The organism is Microbaculum marinum (assembly GCF_037855135.1).
GTDB lineage: Bacteria > Pseudomonadota > Alphaproteobacteria > Rhizobiales > Tepidamorphaceae > Microbaculum > Microbaculum marinum.
Genome location: NZ_JAZHOF010000008.1, coordinates 223,791 through 239,084, shown reverse-complemented (window position 1 = coordinate 239,084; position 15,294 = coordinate 223,791). Strand labels below are relative to the sequence as shown.

The 15,294-nt window shown below is 67.7% G+C and carries 11 protein-coding genes; 6 read left to right on the top strand and 5 right to left on the bottom strand.

Going from position 1 to position 15,294, the window contains the following annotated elements; genetic code table 11:
• The first annotated feature begins 205 nt into the window (after window positions 1-205).
• Window positions 206-1,258 carry a porphobilinogen synthase gene (gene hemB, locus V3328_RS19535; RefSeq protein ID WP_340331394.1) on the top strand — a complete coding sequence of 351 codons (1,053 nt, stop codon included), beginning with the start codon at window positions 206-208 and terminating at the stop codon, window positions 1,256-1,258.
• Window positions 1,259-1,655: 397 nt separating this feature from the next.
• On the opposite strand, the gene V3328_RS19530 is transcribed toward hemB, so the two are convergent.
• Window positions 1,656-2,585, bottom strand: coding sequence for an AraC family transcriptional regulator (locus tag V3328_RS19530; protein ID WP_340331393.1), 930 nt, complete (start codon window positions 2,583-2,585; stop codon window positions 1,656-1,658).
• A 102-nt stretch (window positions 2,586-2,687) separates the two neighbouring features.
• Here V3328_RS19530 and V3328_RS19525 point away from each other — a divergent pair, with 102 nt between their 5' ends.
• From V3328_RS19525 to V3328_RS19510, 4 genes are all read left to right on the top strand, one after another.
• Entirely contained in the window at window positions 2,688-3,308 is a 621-nt protein-coding gene (locus V3328_RS19525) for a LysE family translocator (protein WP_340331392.1), read from the top strand.
• Window positions 3,309-3,363: 55 nt separating this feature from the next.
• A complete protein-coding gene (locus V3328_RS19520) occupies window positions 3,364-4,608 on the top strand; it encodes a threonine ammonia-lyase (RefSeq protein WP_340331391.1) in 1,245 nt (414 codons plus the stop codon).
• A 171-nt stretch (window positions 4,609-4,779) separates the two neighbouring features.
• Window positions 4,780-6,618: a sodium:proton antiporter gene (locus V3328_RS19515; protein WP_340331390.1), complete on the top strand. Its 1,839-nt coding sequence runs from the start codon at window positions 4,780-4,782 to the stop codon at window positions 6,616-6,618.
• Between the two features lie 50 nt (window positions 6,619-6,668).
• Window positions 6,669-7,427, top strand: coding sequence for an arginyltransferase (locus V3328_RS19510; RefSeq protein ID WP_340331389.1), 759 nt, complete (start codon window positions 6,669-6,671; stop codon window positions 7,425-7,427).
• Between the two features lie 77 nt (window positions 7,428-7,504).
• On the opposite strand, the gene V3328_RS19505 is transcribed toward V3328_RS19510, so the two are convergent.
• Window positions 7,505-8,425: an AraC family transcriptional regulator gene (locus V3328_RS19505; protein WP_340331388.1), complete on the bottom strand. Its 921-nt coding sequence runs from the start codon at window positions 8,423-8,425 to the stop codon at window positions 7,505-7,507.
• 126 nt (window positions 8,426-8,551) lie between these two features.
• Between V3328_RS19505 and V3328_RS19500 the strand changes: the two genes are divergently transcribed.
• On the top strand, window positions 8,552-9,502 hold the full coding sequence (locus V3328_RS19500; protein WP_340331387.1) for a quinone oxidoreductase family protein: 951 nt from the start codon (window positions 8,552-8,554) through the stop codon (window positions 9,500-9,502).
• A gap of 30 nt (window positions 9,503-9,532) precedes the next feature.
• On the opposite strand, the gene V3328_RS19495 is transcribed toward V3328_RS19500, so the two are convergent.
• The 3 genes from V3328_RS19495 to V3328_RS19485 form a co-directional block, all read right to left on the bottom strand.
• The gene (locus V3328_RS19495) at window positions 9,533-10,381 is read right to left on the bottom strand and encodes a DUF1206 domain-containing protein (RefSeq protein WP_340331386.1); all 849 of its coding nucleotides are present in this window, start codon (window positions 10,379-10,381) and stop codon (window positions 9,533-9,535) included.
• An 86-nt stretch (window positions 10,382-10,467) separates the two neighbouring features.
• The gene (gene parC / locus V3328_RS19490) at window positions 10,468-12,735 is read right to left on the bottom strand and encodes a DNA topoisomerase IV subunit A (RefSeq protein ID WP_340331385.1); all 2,268 of its coding nucleotides are present in this window, start codon (window positions 12,733-12,735) and stop codon (window positions 10,468-10,470) included.
• Between the two features lie 236 nt (window positions 12,736-12,971).
• Window positions 12,972-15,146: a Vgb family protein gene (locus V3328_RS19485; RefSeq protein WP_340331384.1), complete on the bottom strand. Its 2,175-nt coding sequence runs from the start codon at window positions 15,144-15,146 to the stop codon at window positions 12,972-12,974.
• Window positions 15,147-15,294 lie beyond the last annotated feature (148 nt).

The window sequence follows — 15,294 nt, the reverse complement described above, 5'->3', positions numbered from 1 at the left end:
GGTTCCCCGATGCCCCCGGTGATGCGTCGCGGAACGTCGACACGGACGCCGCCCGGATCGAATAAACAGGCACCCCGGAGCCGTCAACTGCACGGGCATGTGCGCGGGTGTGCCATGCGGCAGGGCATTTTGAGCGACCGCCGCGCGCGTGCTAGCCTGAGGGGCCAGAACAGTCCCCGGACATGCCGCAATGGAGTGGTTTGACATGGCCAAGCGCGAAGAGCAGGCGAGCAGCATCGGAGCCGGTCCGCCGCAGGGCAGCCGCCCCGCCGCCGTGCACCGCGCGGTGCGCCCGCGGCGCAACCGGCGCGCCGACTGGGCCCGGCGGCTGGTGCGCGAGAACCTGCTTGGCGTCGACGACCTGATCTGGCCGCTTTTCGTCGTCAGCGGCACCGGAGTCCGCGAGCCGGTCGCATCGATGCCGGGCGTGGTGCGCCACTCGGTCGACGAGGCGGTGAAGGCGGTCCAGGAGGCAGCGTCGCTGGGCATCCCGGCGGTGGCGCTGTTTCCCTACACGGACCCCTCGCTGCGCGACGAGACCGGCTCGGAGGCGCTCAACGCCGACAACCTGGTGTGCAGGGCCTGCCGGGCGGTGAAGGACCGGGTGCCGGAGATCGGCATCGTCACCGACGTGGCGCTCGATCCCTATACCAGCCACGGCCATGACGGGCTGATGGAGAACGGCCGCATCCTCAACGACGAGACGGTGGAGGTGCTGGTCCGCCAGGCGCTGGTGCAGGCGAACGCCGGCTGCGACGTCATCGCACCCTCCGACATGATGGACGGCCGCGTCGGCGCGATCCGCGAGGCGCTCGAGGCCGAGGGCCTGATCGACACGCAGATCATGGCCTACACGGCGAAATACGCCTCCGGCTTCTACGGACCGTTCCGCGACGCGGTCGGCTCGTCGGCGACGCTGTCGGGCGACAAGCGCACCTACCAGATGGACTACGGCAATTCCGACGAGGCGATCCGCGAGGCCGAGGCCGACATCGCCGAGGGCGCCGACATGATCATGGTCAAGCCGGGCATGCCCTATCTCGACATCCTGCACCGCCTGAAGCAGACGTTCGGGATGCCGACCTACGCCTACCAGGTGTCGGGCGAGTACGCGATGCTGTGCGCAGCCTTCGAGCGCGGCTGGCTCGACCGGGAGCGGTGCGTGCCGGAGGCCCTCACCGCGTTCAAGCGCGCCGGGGCCGACGGGGTGCTCACGTATTTCGCCGTCGAGGTGGCGCGGGCGCTGAACGACGCCTGAGGCGGGCGGCGCCCGGCGCGCAGCCGGTGACCGGGCGCGCCGGCGTCCACCACGAAGCTTCTGCCTCCGGTGCCGCAGCCGCCGCGCTGGGCCCCGGATCGGGGTCCGGGGCGTAGGCTGCGGAGTTGGGGACAGGCGGTGCCAGTTCCTCTGCGTATATCCCGGGCTCGCCCCGGGATCCAGCGCAGTGGCCCGGCGCAGCCGCCGTCTCGGGCGCGCCGGCGTCCGGCGCGACGCTTCAGCCTCAGGTGCGTCTGCCGACGCTGCTGGGTCCCGGCTCGGGGGCCGGGACGTAAGTTGCGTTTGAGGCGCGGCATCTGCCAATGCCTCAGCCTATGCCCCGGGCTTGACCCGGGGCCCAGCGCAATGGCCCGACGGAGCGGAAGTCGGCGCTCCGCTACCGCGGCCTCTCCGCCCGCCGGTAGGCGCCGGGGCCGATGCCGTAGGCGGCCTTGTAGCGGCGGGTGAAGGAGGGAAGCGAGGCGTAGCCGCAGCGCAGGGCGATCTCGTCGATGGCGAGATCCGTCTCGCGCAGCAGGCGGCGCGCCTTGAGGAGCCGCCAGGTGGTCAGGTAGCCGAGCGGCGGCAGTCCGACGGTGCGCGTGAAGCGATCGGAGAAGCCGGCCCGCGACATGCCGGCGACGCGGGCGAGGTCCAGGATGGTCCACGGACGGGCCGGATCGGCGTGCATCGCGGAGAGCGCGCGCGACAGTTTCGGGTCGGCCAGGGCGGCCATGTAGCCGGCGCCCTCGCCCGGCGGCGGCACGCGGCGCAGCGTCTGGATGAGCAGGATCTCAAGCAACCGGCTCAGGGTGCCGTTCATGCCCTGGGCGGCGAGGCCGGATTCGAGCGCCAGCAGCCGCAGGCTCGCCAGGATCCATGGCTCGTGGCCGAGATCGCGGGTCCTCAGCACGATCGACGGCGGCAGGCCGGCCACGACCGGGTGGTCGACCGCCTCGTCGACGCCGCAGTACCCGCAGAGCAATTGCAGCCGTCCTTCGCCGCTGCCGTAGGTCAGCACGCCGTCTTCGCCCATCGCGCCGCCACCCAGTACATCCGGCAGCGGCACCGGCGCGCGATCCGGGCAGTCGGCGATCACATGGCCCGCGCCGTTCGGCACGATGACGAGATCGCCCTCCTCCATCTCCACCCAGTCGCCGCCGAGCCGAACGCCACCAACGCCGTTCAGGACGAAGTGGAAACGGATCAGCCGTCGCTCGGCGGGCACCAGGATGGAGAACCCGCCGGACAGGTCGGCGCGAAAGTACACGTCGCTGCGCAGACGCAGGGTCGCGAATACATCGCTCAGCTGATCCTGGTTCGCCATTCGACCGCTCCTGCTGGACGATCTGATAAATAATGAATACGAGACATCAAATACTTCGAACGTGAGTCCGGTCAATGTGCGCCTTTCCAACAGGAGGCGGACATGACCTACGACCTGCTGGTGGCCCTGGCGGGCTTCGCCTTCGTGATGTCGATCTCGCCGGGGCCATCGAACTTCATCCTGCTGGCGACAGGTGCAACGCACGGCTTCGCGCGCTCGCTGCCGATCGTGTTCGGCGTCAGCTTCGGATTCCTGTCGATGGTGCTGGCGGTCGGCCTCGGCATCGGGCCGGTACTGCAGGCGTGGCCGCTTGCCGGCATCGCGCTCAAGGTCGCCTGCGCCGTCTACGTGGTGCGGCTGGCGATCAGGATCGCGCGCAGCCGGCCGGCGGCAGCGCGGTCGGCGGCGGGGTCGCCGGAGCCGCCGATCTCGTTCACGCAGGCGGCGATGCTGCAACTGGTGAACCCCAAGGCATGGACCGTGGCGCTGATCGTCACGGTCTCCTACACGGTGCCGGACGACTACCTTGCGAGCCTGGCGGCGATGATCGCGGTGTTCGCGCTGGTCAACCTGCCGTCGATCAGCCTGTGGGCCGCCTTCGGCGTCGCGGTCGGCCGGCTGTTGCAGGATCCAGGCCGCCTACGGCTGTTCAACATCGCGATGGCGGTGCTGCTGGTGGCGTCGATGGCCCCCGTGCTGCTCGATATTTCGCCGCCTGCCTGACGTTCCGCCGGTTTTGCCGCTGGACGCCGCCGGGAACTGGCTCTACGACGGCTGCATGCATTCCGACCTGCCGATCACGCTCGCCGACGTCGAGGCGGCCGCCGAGACGATCCGCGGCCATGTCCTGCGTACGCCGCTGGTGGCGGCGCCGCGGCTGTCGGCAGTCGCCGGCTGCGAGGTCCACGTCAAGTTCGAGAACCTGCAGGTCACCAACGCCTTCAAGGAGCGTGGCGCGCTGAACCGGCTGGCGGCGCTCGACGACGACCAGCGGGCGCGGGGCGTGATCGCCCTGTCGGCGGGAAACCATGCCCAGGCGGTTGCCTGCCACGCGCGCAGGCTGGGGATACCGGCGACCATCGTGATGCCGCGCACGACGCCGTTCACCAAGGTCGCGAGCACCGAGGCGTTCGGCGCGACGGTGGTGCTGGAGGGCGAGACGGTCGCCGAATGCCGATCCGTCGTCGACGACCTGGCGCAGGCGCAGGGCCTCACCCTCGTCCACCCCTACGACCACCCTCTCGTGATGGCCGGCCAGGGGACGATCGCGCTGGAAATGCTTCGGGACGTCCCGGGACTGGACTGCCTGATCGTGCCGGTCGGGGGCGGCGGGCTGATCTCCGGCATCGCGGTCGCGGCACGCGCGCTGCGGCCGGACATCGAGGTCGTCGGGGTGCAGACGTCGCAGTATGCCTCGATGGCGGCGGCCCTGCGCGGCGAACCGGCCGAATGCGGCGGCGACACGCTGGCCGAAGGCATCGCGGTCAAGAACGTGTCGGAGTCGGCGGTCGGCGTCCTGACTGCGCTCGGCATCGACGTGATGGTCGTCGACGAGGCGGCGATCGAGCGGGCGATCTATGCCTATCTGGTCCGTCTGAAGACGCTCGCCGAGGGCGCGGGCGCGGCCGGGCTGGCGGCGCTGATGACCGATCCGGAGCGCTTTGCCGGCCGCAAGGTCGGGCTGGTGCTGACCGGCGGCAACATCGATCCGCGACTGCTGGCAGCCCTGACGGTGCGGGCGCTGGAGCGGGAGGACCGGGTCGTCACCTTCCGCGTCACGGTCCGGGACCGGCCGGGCGAACTGGGCCGGGTTGCCACGCTGATCGGGCACGAAGGCGCCAATATCCTCGAAGTCTCGCACCAGCGCCTGCTGCTGGACGTGCCTGCGATGCGGGCGACGACAGACGTCACAATCGAGACGCGCGACGCGCCCCATGCGGACCGCATACAGAGGGCGCTGGAAGCCGAGGGCATGATGGTGACCCGTCTCGACCCGTTGCAACGGCGGGACGAAGCGCGATAGGCAACAGGGCCATTGCCCTGGACGGATGTCGGGACGGACGTTCGGCGTTGGGGGGATGGCGGGCAATTTCCTTCCATTTCCGGCTTGGTTTATGGAATCGCCTGGGCTTGGATTGCGGCGCCGCCATCGTCAGTATGCGCGGCTCCGGGGACTGCGGGGAGCAGAGCGCGTATGGAAGATTTCCATATGTGGGCGACGTTTGCGATCATTGCGGTCGCGATCGTCGCCTACGTGACCGAAAAGACACCGATCGAGATTACCGGGGTCGGCGTCGTGGTCGCCTTCCTGCTGTTGTTCCAGCTCTTCCCGTATCCGAATCCGGACGGCAGCGGCCTGTTCGGCGCCGAGGAACTGCTGGCGGGTTTCGCCAACCCGGCGCTGTTCACCATCCTCGCCCTGCTGGTGATCGGACAGGGTCTGTTCCAGACCGGCGCGCTCGACGGGCTGGCCCAGCGAATCGGCCACTGGGGCGGCGGTCGCAACAACGCGACGCTGGCGGCGGTGCTGATCGTCACCGGCATCCTCAGCGCCTTCATGAACAACACGCCGGTGGTGGTGCTGATGCTGCCCGTGCTCGGCGCCGTCGCGATGCGGGCGCGCCAGTCGCCGAGCAAGGTGATGATCCCGCTCAGCTTCGTCTCGATCCTCGGCGGCATGACCACCCTGATCGGCTCGTCGACCAACCTTCTGGTTGCCGGACAGGCGAGCGACATGGGGCAGCCGGCCATAACCTTCTTCGACTTTACCGGGATCGGCGTCATCCTGGCGGTCATCGGGGGGATCTATGCGGTGTTCGTGCTGCCGCGCCTGCTGCCCGCCCGCGCGACCATGCTGCAGGAGGTCGGCGGCGGCCAGGGCAAGCAGTTCATCGCCCAGATCCCGATCGGCTACGACAATCCCCTCGTCGGCAGCAAGGCGGTGGCGGGGATGTTTCCGGCGCTGAAGGGCATGACCGTGGTGATGGTCCAGCGCGGCGACCATCCCTACCTGCCTCCCTTCGAGGACGTCGAGTTGCAGGCCGGCGACATCATCGTCGTGGCCGCGACCCGCTCGGTGCTGACCGATGCCCTGAAGGGAACCAAGGCCCTGTTCAGCGCCGACCCGGTCGGCAGCATCGACGAGGGCGAGGACGACGCGGCGCCGCCGGCAGACGGGCCGATCATGCTCGCGGAGGCAGTCGTGGCGCCCGGATCGCGACTGATCGGCCGGACGATCGAGATGTCGGCGCTGCGGTCGATGACGGGCTGCATCGTGCTGGGCATCCAGCGCCAGAGCCGGATGATCCGGATGCGGATGAGCGACATCCGCCTGGAGGCCGGCGACGTGCTGCTGGTCTCCGGATCGCGCTCGCAGGTCGAGGGCCTGCGCCTGTCGCGCGACGTGATCCTGCTCGAATGGTCGGCTGCCGAAGTGCCGCTGACGGAGCGGGCCGGACGGGCGCTGGCGATCTTCCTTGCCGTCGTCGCCGTGTCCGCGAGCGGGCTTCTGCCGATCGCCACCGCGGCGATCACGGGGGCGCTGGCGCTGGTGCCTGCGGGGTGCCTCAACATCCGCCAGGCCGCCCGCGCCTTCGACCGGCGGATCTACGTGCTGATCGGGTCTTCGCTCGCGATGGCGGCGCCACTGGAGGTGACCGGAGGCGCGCGGTTCATCGCCGAGGAGGTCGTCGCGCTGCTGAACGGGCAGTCGCCCGCGGTCATCATGTCGGCGCTGTTCCTGCTGATCGCGATCATGACAAACTTCCTGTCGAACAACGCGACGGCGGTGCTGTTCACGCCGATCGCCATATCCACCGCCATGCAGATCGGCGTCGACCCGTTCCCGTTCATCGTTACGGTCATCCTTGCGGCCAACTGCTCATTCGCGACGCCGATCGGGTACCAGACCAACCTGCTGGTGATGACGCCGGGCCACTACCGCTTCGCGGACTTCGTCAAGGTGGGCACGCCGCTGGTTCTTTTGATCTGGCTCGCTTACTCGATCATTGGACCGTGGTATTATGGTTTCTAGATAAGGACCCAGAGCAGGATTCAGGCGGGCGCCTTCACGGTATTCGAACCTTGAGCGAGATCGGACGCGACAATCCGCAATTCTATCTGACGGCACCGACCGCGTGCCCGTATCTGCCGGGCAAGTACGAGCGGAAGGTGTTCACACACCTGGTCGGCGAGAAGGCGGCGGCGCTCAACGACATCCTGACCCAAGGCGGCTTCCGGCGCAGCCAGAACATCGCCTACCGGCCGGCCTGCGAAGCCTGCAAGGCCTGCATTTCCGTGCGCGTCAGGGTGGACGAGTTCCGGCCGTCGCGTTCCTTCCGGCGGATCTACCGGCGCAATTCCGACCTGATCGGCGAGGAAGTGCTGCCGCAGCCCTCGGCCGACCAGTACGCGCTGTTCCGCGACTACCTCGACTCGCGCCACGCCGAGGGCGGCATGGCGGAGATGACGGTGCTCGACTACGCGATGATGGTGGAGGATACCCATGTCGAGACCCGCGTCATCGAATATCGCCGGCGCTCGATCGATTCGGCGCTGACCGGCCGCGGCAGGGGGCCGCTCGTCGCGGTGGCGCTGACCGACATCCTCTGCGACGGCCTCTCCATGGTCTACAGCTTCTTCGATCCGGAGGCCGCCGACCGCAGCCTCGGCACCTTCATGATCCTCGACCATATCGAACGGGCGCGGCGCCTGGGGCTGCCCTACGTGTATCTCGGCTACTGGGTCTCCGGCTCCTCGAAGATGGGATACAAGATCCGCTTCCAGCCGCAGGAGCACCTCACCGGCACCGGTTGGACCAGGGTGGACGAGAGCGAAACCTGACCTGGTCGGCACTTGTTCCGGGCCCATGTCGCGCGGATCGCCGCAGCCATCACGGCAGGCAAACCGGCGCCATCCGGCTACGTGGGATGCGCGGATTCCCGGGCGTACTGTCTTGGCGAGCAGCCTACAGTGCGCCTGAAGGCCGTGCTGAAGGCATGTTCTGACGTGTAGCCGATCGCCGCCGCGATATCGGAGATCGTGTCGCGGCTGTGTATCAGCCGCTCGCCGGCCAGCATCATCCGCCAGCGCGTGAGATACCCCATCGGCGTCTCGCCGACACGGTCGCGAAACCGCTGGGAGAAGGCGGAGCGCGACATGCCGGCCTCGCGGGCCAGGTCCGGAAGCGTCCAGGGGTAGGCCGGATCCCGGTGCATCGCGGCGATCGCCTCGCCGATCCGGGGTTCGGCCAATGCCACGAACCACCCGGCCGTCGCCTGCGGCGGACCGGACAGGTGGAGGCGCAGGGCCTGCACGAGCATCATGTGGGACAGGTGCTGGGCGACCAGGGCCGCGCCGGGCCGCGCTTCGCGCAGTTCCTCCATCATCAGTTCGATCGACCATCTCAGCCTCGCCTGGTCGCCGGAGGTCTCGACCTTGATGAGCGGAGGCAGGGTTCGCAGCAGGCTTTCGGCGTGGCGGCCATCCACCTCGAACCGGCTGCCGACCAGGAAGACATCGCCGCCGCCGTTGTAGGTGACGACCTCGCCGCTGCGGTTGGGATCGAGCACTTCGCTCGCCCGCTTCGGCTCGACGGTGAGATCGCTGGCGATCACCACCGAGCGTCCGCTGGGAAGCACGAAGCAGTCGCCCTCGTGAACGCGAACCGGCGCTTCCAGGTCCTCGAGCGACAGCCAGCAGCTGCCCTTGAGGACGGCGTAGCACTTGATGCGGCCGGCAAGGTCATCGAGCGTCAGGGCCCACCCGCCGCCTGCATCGAAGCCTGCGGTGATGTAGCTGCGCGGCTTGAGCAGCGCGAGCACCTCGGACAAAGGATCCATGGCGATTCCGGACGATTGCGAACAAATGACGGATCTTCACGCATAGATCATCCGCCGCTCGCGGTCTATCTCCCTTTGGCGAATTGGCCTCGATGGTGAGGCCGAGCGGATCGACGGAGTACACGCATGAAGGCCGCAGTCGTAACCTCATTCGGCGCCGCGCCGGAGTTCGGCACGTTTCCGGAGCCTGTCGCCGCAGACGGCGAGACGGTCGTGACCGTCGCAGCGGCTCCCCTGAGCCCCATCGTCAGGGCGCTGGCGGCAGGTACGCATTATGCCAGCGGCACCACGGCGGGCTTCGTGCCGGGCGTCGATGGCATCGGCACGGATCCCGACGGGCGACGGGTCTATTTCCTCTTCCCGAAGTCCCCGTTCGGCTCGATGGCGCAGAAATCGCTGGTCTCCAGCGGCATGCTGGTCCCCGTGCCGGAAGAACTCGCCGACGACCGCGCCGCCGCGATCGCCACCGCGGGACTGGCCTCCTGGGTCGCGCTCACACGGCGCGCCAGACTGGCAAGGGGGGAAACCGTCCTCGTGACGGGCGCCAACGGGGCGGCCGGGCGGATGGCGCTGCAAGTCGCCCGGCACCTGGGTGCCAGCAGGACCATCGCGGTGGCCAGGAACGACGCGAAGCTGGAGGAACTCGATGCGGACGTGAAGATCCCCCTGCACGACGATGCCGCGGGTGCCCTTCGGGCGGCCTTCGATGAGGGAGTCGACGTCGTGCTCGACTTCGTCTGGGGAGAGCCTGCAATCCGCGTCCTGCAGGCGGCGGCGGGCAACCGGGGCTCGGGAGCAGGAGAGCCGCGCCTGCGCTACGTGCAACTGGGAACCGCGGCAGGTGGCGAAATTCCGGTTCGCGGCGACCTGTTGCGCAGTTCGGGACTGGAACTGATGGGCAGCGGCATCGGCAGCGTCGCAATCAGCGACCTACTGGCGGGAGCCGGGGAGTTGCTCGCATCCGCTCCGGCGGCCGGGTTCACGCCGCCTTTCGAAGGCGTGCCGCTCGCCCGCATCTCTGAAGCCTGGAGCAGCGGGTCCGGCGTCAGGTACATCATACAGCCGAACGCGGCCTGAGCGCGCGGCAGACGGGCCGGATTGTCCCGCTCAGATCGCCTGGCGAACCGTGGTTTCCAGGCGCGAGGCCAGCGTCTCGATATCCGGCGACGCGACCTTTGGGACGATCCGGTAGGCGGCGTTGACGAAGCAGTAGAGGGCGAAGCCGAGCAGGCCGAGGCAGATCGCCGCGACCAGAATGCGGCCGTAGGGCTGCCCGGTCAGCCAGGAGAACGCCTCGCCGACGCCGCCGGCCTCGTCGGGGCTGGACCGCAGCGCCGCGTAGACCACCAGCAGGCCAATGATGCCCACGACCGCGCCCTTCGCGGTCAGGCCGGCCTTCAGCGCCCAGTTCCAGTGGGTCGTGAAATGATTGGCCTGGAGGCAGCCGCGATACTTCTCCGTCCAGCCGCGATACGCGTAATGGATCCCTGCCGCAATGATGACGAGGCCGGCGGCGCCGACGATGAGCCGGCCGCCGGGCAGCCCCAAGACGGCATTGATCGCGCCGGTCGTGCTGGAGCCGCCGCCGTCGCCCCTGGCAGTGAACAGGAGCAGGAAGGCCGTGAGCCCAAGGCCGAGGTTCAGCAGGCCTATGATGAACATGTTGACGCGGGCAACGACGCCCTTCGCGTCGGTTCCATGGTCGTCGAGGTCGAAGATCGAATCGCAGAACCGCCAGATGGCATAGGAGACGAGTCCAGCGAAGATGAGGAACAGGACGATCGAACCCCAGAGGCTCGATTCGAGCTGCTGGAGCGCCGACGACGTTCCTTTCGCCTGGCCGCCCTGCCAGATCGCGAAAAGCGAGAAGCCGGCGACGACGCAGTAGACGAGCCCGCGACCGGCGTAGCCGGCGCGCATGACCGGAACGGCCCAGGCCAGAGCCTGATTCTGCATGGTGGTACCCTCGGTTGCCCGAGGTTGAACCCGCAAGCGGCCGAATTGTTCCGGACGGTAGTGGTGGCGCCGAGGCTCGGCGAACCCTAGTCCAGCCCGTCCTTTCCGAACCGGTTGGTCTTCGGGAAGCCCTTCGGCGGCAGGCGGCCGGCCTGGGCGCGGGCGCCGCGCCATTCGTCGAGCTCCCTGACCGTCCAGGTGCGGCCGGAGGAATCGATCCAGCTCAGACCTTCGGCAAGCGTGAACACCTTCGCGTCGGCGAGGCCGCCGTCCTTATAGCGCTGCAGGCGGACGCCCTTTCCGCGAGTCATTTCCGGTATTTCCGTCAACGGGAAGACAAGCAGCTTCCGGTTCTCGCCGATCACCGCGACGGTGTCGCCGGCGGCAGGCACGCACAGGCTTGCCTCCTGCGGCGGACTGACGTTCAGGACCTGCCTGCCCTTGCGGGTGTTAGCGACGATGTCGGATTCCGGCACCACGAAGCCACGCCCCTCGGTGGTCGCCACCAGCAGCTTGCGGGAGGCATCGTGGACGAAGGCTGCGACGATGTCGTGCGTCTCGGCCATATCGACCATCAGCCGAACCGGCTCGCCATGACCGCGCCCGCCCGGCAGCTTGTCGGCGCCCAGCGTGAAGAACCGGCCGTCGGTCGCAAACAGCAGGATCCTGTCGGTGGTCTGGGCATGGATGGCGAACTTCAGCCGGTCGCCGCTCTTGAAGGTGAGCGCCGAGGTGTCCGCCTGGTGTCCCTTCAGCGCGCGGATCCAACCCTTTTCGGACAGGATGACGGTCACCGGCTCCTTCTCGATCAGGGCTTCCTTGAGCTCGTCCAGCGCATCGGCGCTGGGCAGGTCGGAGGCGTCGGCGATGTCGGTATGACGGCGGCCGAGCGGCGTGTCCGGGCCGAACTCCTTGCGGATCGCCCTGATCTCGGCCCCGACCTTTCCCCACTGGGCGGTCTCGTCGGCGACGAGCGCCTGCAACTCGGCCTGCTCCGCAGACAGCGTCTCGTGCTCGGTGCGGATCTCCATTTCCTCGAGCTTGCGCAGCGAGCGCAGGCGCATGTTGAGAATCGCCTCGGCCTGCACGTCGGTCAGCGAGAACGTGCGCATCAGTTCGGCCTTCGGCTCGTCCTCCTCGCGGATGATGCGGATCACCTCGTCGAGGTTCAGGTAGGCGACCAGATAACCGCCGAGCACCTCGAGGCGGTGGGCGATCTTCGCCAGCCGGTGGTTGGAGCGCCGCACCAGCACCTCGCGGCGATGGTCGAGCCACTCGCGCAGGACATCCGACAGGCCGAGCACGATCGGCACCCGGCCCCGGCTCAGCACGTTCATGTTGAGCGACACCCGGCTTTCCAGGTCGGTCAGCTTGAAGAGCGATTCCATCAGCAGCGCCGGATCGACGCTGCGGCTCTTCGGCTCGAGCACGATGCGGACGTCGTCGGCCGACTCGTCGCGGATGTCGGCGAGCAGCGGCAGGCGGCGCGCGGTCAGCAGTTCGGCGATCTTCTCGATCAGCTTGCCCTTCTGCACCTGGTAGGGAATCTCGGTGACGACGGCCACCCACGTCCCCCGGCCCTGGTCCTCGGTTTCCCAGCGGGCCCGCAGCCGGAACGAGCCGCGCCCGGTCCGGTAGCTCTCGACGATCGAGTCGTGCGGTTCGACCAGCACCCCACCGGTCGGGAAGTCCGGCCCCCTGACCATCTTCGCGAGGGTTTCGACCGACGCATTGGGATATTTGATGAGATGCAAGGCGGCATCGCACAGTTCGGCGGCGTTGTGTGGCGGGATGCTCGTCGCCATGCCGACGGCGATCCCCGACGAGCCGTTGGCGAGCAGGTTCGGGAAGGCGCCCGGCAGGACCACCGGCTCCTTCTCCTCGCCGTCATAGGTCTCGCGGAAGTCGACGGCATCCTCGTCGATGCCGTCGAGCAGCAGCTGCGCGACGCGGGTCAGACGGGCCTCGGTGTAGCGCATCGCCGCGGCGTTATCGCCGTCGATGTTGCCGAAGTTACCCTGCCCCTCGACGAGCGGATAGCGCACCGAGAAGTCCTGGGCGAGGCGTACCATGGCGTCGTAGATCGCCTGGTCGCCGTGCGGGTGGAACTTGCCCATCACGTCGCCGACGACGCGGGCGCATTTCTTGAACCCGGCATCGGGATCGAGCTTGAGGAGCCGCATCGCGTAGAGCAGCCGCCGATGCACCGGCTTCAGCCCGTCGCGCACGTCCGGCAGCGCGCGATGGGTGATCGTCGACAGCGCATAGGACAGGTAGCGCTCCTCGAGCGCCTGGCGCAGGTCGATCGGCTCGATGCCGCCTTCGGGCGGCGGCGGGGGCGTTTGTGCTGACATGGCCGAGGGGTACCAGAATCGCACGATTCCGGGAAGCCCAAACGCCGCGGCACGAGGGGTTTGGGGCTGAATCCCGCAGGCTTTCTCAAACCCGGAGCGGCCGATCACGTTCGGGCCCGGCGCTGAGTCAGCGTCGACCCCGATCAATCAGTCGGGATTTCCCCGTTCATGATCGCCCTGTTCCGCCCGCGCAGACGATGGAGAGGACTTGCCGCCACCCGAATGATCGGATGTGGTCAGTCGAAGTGCCGCGGCGTGCCGATCAGCGGCGTCTTTACCGGGGTCGCCGCGCCGACCACCACGATGATCGAATTGCCGCCCGGACTGACGGCCGGATCCACGATCTTCTTGAAGTTGGTCGTCACGAAGATGTTGCCCGAGCGATCAACCTTTCCCGCCGTGATTCTCTCGAACACGTCGCTGGTGTAGCCCGTCTCCGGCGAAATGGGGTCGCCGGTCGAAAGGACGCCTTTGGTTCTGCTTTGCGGGCACTTCTGCGCACTGGCACCGCAGAAGCGGGAGATCGGCGTGTCGGGAAGAACCTCGTTGCCGATATAGGGCGGATCGAACTCGGCGCCGAAATTGAAGACCCAGACGGTATCCGATCCGTCGACGATGATGCCCCACGGCAACGTAAGCCCGCCGCCGCGATAGACCGTTCCTTCGAACGTGTCCGGGTCGAACATCGCCACCGACGGATCGTCGCCGTCGGCTATGTTCTCGATCGGCGGCGGACAGGGGACATTGATCTTGTCGGAGTTGGCGACCCAGATGTTGCCCATGCTGTCTGCGGCATTGCCCATCGGGCGCTTGAGCAGCTTGTCACCAATGGTTGGGTTCTCGATCGTCCTGATCAGGGTGCCGTCGGTATCGATCACCGACAATGTTTCGGCGATGTTGCCGACCACCCAGGCCCTGTTGCGGTTGTCGAGGGCGAGACCGAAAGGCTTGACCAGTGCGGGGTCTTCCGTGCCGGGCGGAACCGCATCACCGGGATAGGGGAACACGTCGACACCACCCTTCAGCCGCGTGTTGATAGCGTTGGTGTGATCGCCGCCGACGATCAGCGTCGCCGAATCGTTCCGGCAATTTGCCATCCACACATTGCCGTCGGCATCCGTCGCCATCCCCTGCGGCCAGTAGACATAGCCGTTCCGGTAGCCCTTGTCCGGCGAGACCGCCTTGCCGGAGGGCTTGAACACGGAAAAGCTCTTGTGGTCTGCGGCCGTGCTCTTGTCTTCGGCACAGGCGACCGCCTCGAAGCCGAAATTGCTGACCCAGATCTTGTTGTCCGGCGCCATGAGGATGCCGTATCCCGCGCCGCTGAGGCCGCCGCCGAAGTAGATGTCCTCAAGCGTCGCGGACGGGCTGAACTTGAGCAGACGCTCACCCGCGCAGGCCGGTACAAGAGGCTTTTCCGGGATGAAGTTGTCGTTTACCCAAACGACCCCCTTCGGGCTGATGGCAATGTTGCCCGGACCGCTCATCGCGTTGCTGGCGTTCTGCTTCTCGTAGTTGCCGCCCGTGACCTTCAGGTAGAGCAGCCAGTTGGTCGGGCGCGTCGTCAGTGCCCCGGCATAGACGCTGCCCTTCTTCGAGAGGACGTAGAGCGGGTCCGCCGGGGAATTGGTCTCGTAGCCCGGATAGGACGGGTACCTGGCGATATTGGCGATCGCCTGTAGCACCGACACCGGTGCCGAACCTCCAGGGGGCGTCGTGGCATCGAACAGCTTTTTGCACCGCCTGTTCGACTGGACGCAGGCCCCAACTGCGTTCGCCATCGAGAGGAACGCCTTGTAGCTGTCCTTGTCCGGCCCGTTCGGGATTTCTGCAAGCATGGCGCCGATCGCGCCGGTTCTCGGGTTGGCCAGATTGCCGGCCATCATCGCGGCGTTGATGACGCCGTACTTGTTGCCGAGCACTTTCGGTCCTTCGGGGAGCCCGAAACTCGTCACGCCTTCGACAATGAACTGAGCCTCGGCTGTTCCCGCGGCGACCGTCGTCAGTTCGTTGAGCGTTGCCCGGCCGCCGCCCTTGCCTGCCGGCAGAACGGCCGCGAGCATGGCCGACTTCTTCCGGGCGAGGACGAAGAGAACCGGCGCATTCCTGTAGCGCGTTCCGGTCGGCAATTCGTAGGTCACGCGATACTTGCCGGACTTGTTGCTCTCGCCGCCACCCAGGAAGAGCCACTCGGGGCGCGTATCGTGCGGATAGGCGCCGAACACCGATACCGCGTAGCCAGCGAGCGGGCTCGCCCCGTCCGTTCCGCTCATGACGGTGCCGCGCAGCGTCCTGGCGAGTGCTGGCGCTGCGGAAGCGCCGGCGAAAGCCGCGGCAAGACAGACAACCGCCAGCGTCTTGCGGCCGGGAACAAGGCAACTCAAGCCACTGCTGGCAGTTCGGGACCGCATGGTCACCTCCTCCCCGGTTTCACATTCGATTGGCGCAAACACTTGGCGCAGCCGTCGAACCGGAGCCGAGGCCGCTTCCCTTCGCGTCCGTCCGCACAGCCCGGCTATGCCCCTCACCAAGCCGTTGGTTCGCTGAAGGTAGCACGAC

What these genes read in the sequence shown, in the direction of transcription:
- V3328_RS19530 (WP_340331393.1), bottom strand. Translation starts at nt 2,585, where the DNA reads ATGGCGAACCAGGATCAGCTGAGCGATGTATTCGCGACCCTGCGTCTG.
- V3328_RS19485 (WP_340331384.1), bottom strand. Translation starts at nt 15,146, where the DNA reads ATGCGGTCCCGAACTGCCAGCAGTGGCTTGAGTTGCCTTGTTCCCGGC.
- V3328_RS19525 (WP_340331392.1), top strand. Translation starts at nt 2,688, where the DNA reads ATGACCTACGACCTGCTGGTGGCCCTGGCGGGCTTCGCCTTCGTGATG.
- V3328_RS19515 (WP_340331390.1), top strand. Translation starts at nt 4,780, where the DNA reads ATGGAAGATTTCCATATGTGGGCGACGTTTGCGATCATTGCGGTCGCG.
- V3328_RS19505 (WP_340331388.1), bottom strand. Translation starts at nt 8,425, where the DNA reads ATGGATCCTTTGTCCGAGGTGCTCGCGCTGCTCAAGCCGCGCAGCTAC.
- hemB (WP_340331394.1), top strand. Translation starts at nt 206, where the DNA reads ATGGCCAAGCGCGAAGAGCAGGCGAGCAGCATCGGAGCCGGTCCGCCG.
- parC (WP_340331385.1), bottom strand. Translation starts at nt 12,735, where the DNA reads ATGTCAGCACAAACGCCCCCGCCGCCGCCCGAAGGCGGCATCGAGCCG.
- V3328_RS19495 (WP_340331386.1), bottom strand. Translation starts at nt 10,381, where the DNA reads ATGCAGAATCAGGCTCTGGCCTGGGCCGTTCCGGTCATGCGCGCCGGC.
- V3328_RS19520 (WP_340331391.1), top strand. Translation starts at nt 3,364, where the DNA reads ATGCATTCCGACCTGCCGATCACGCTCGCCGACGTCGAGGCGGCCGCC.
- V3328_RS19500 (WP_340331387.1), top strand. Translation starts at nt 8,552, where the DNA reads ATGAAGGCCGCAGTCGTAACCTCATTCGGCGCCGCGCCGGAGTTCGGC.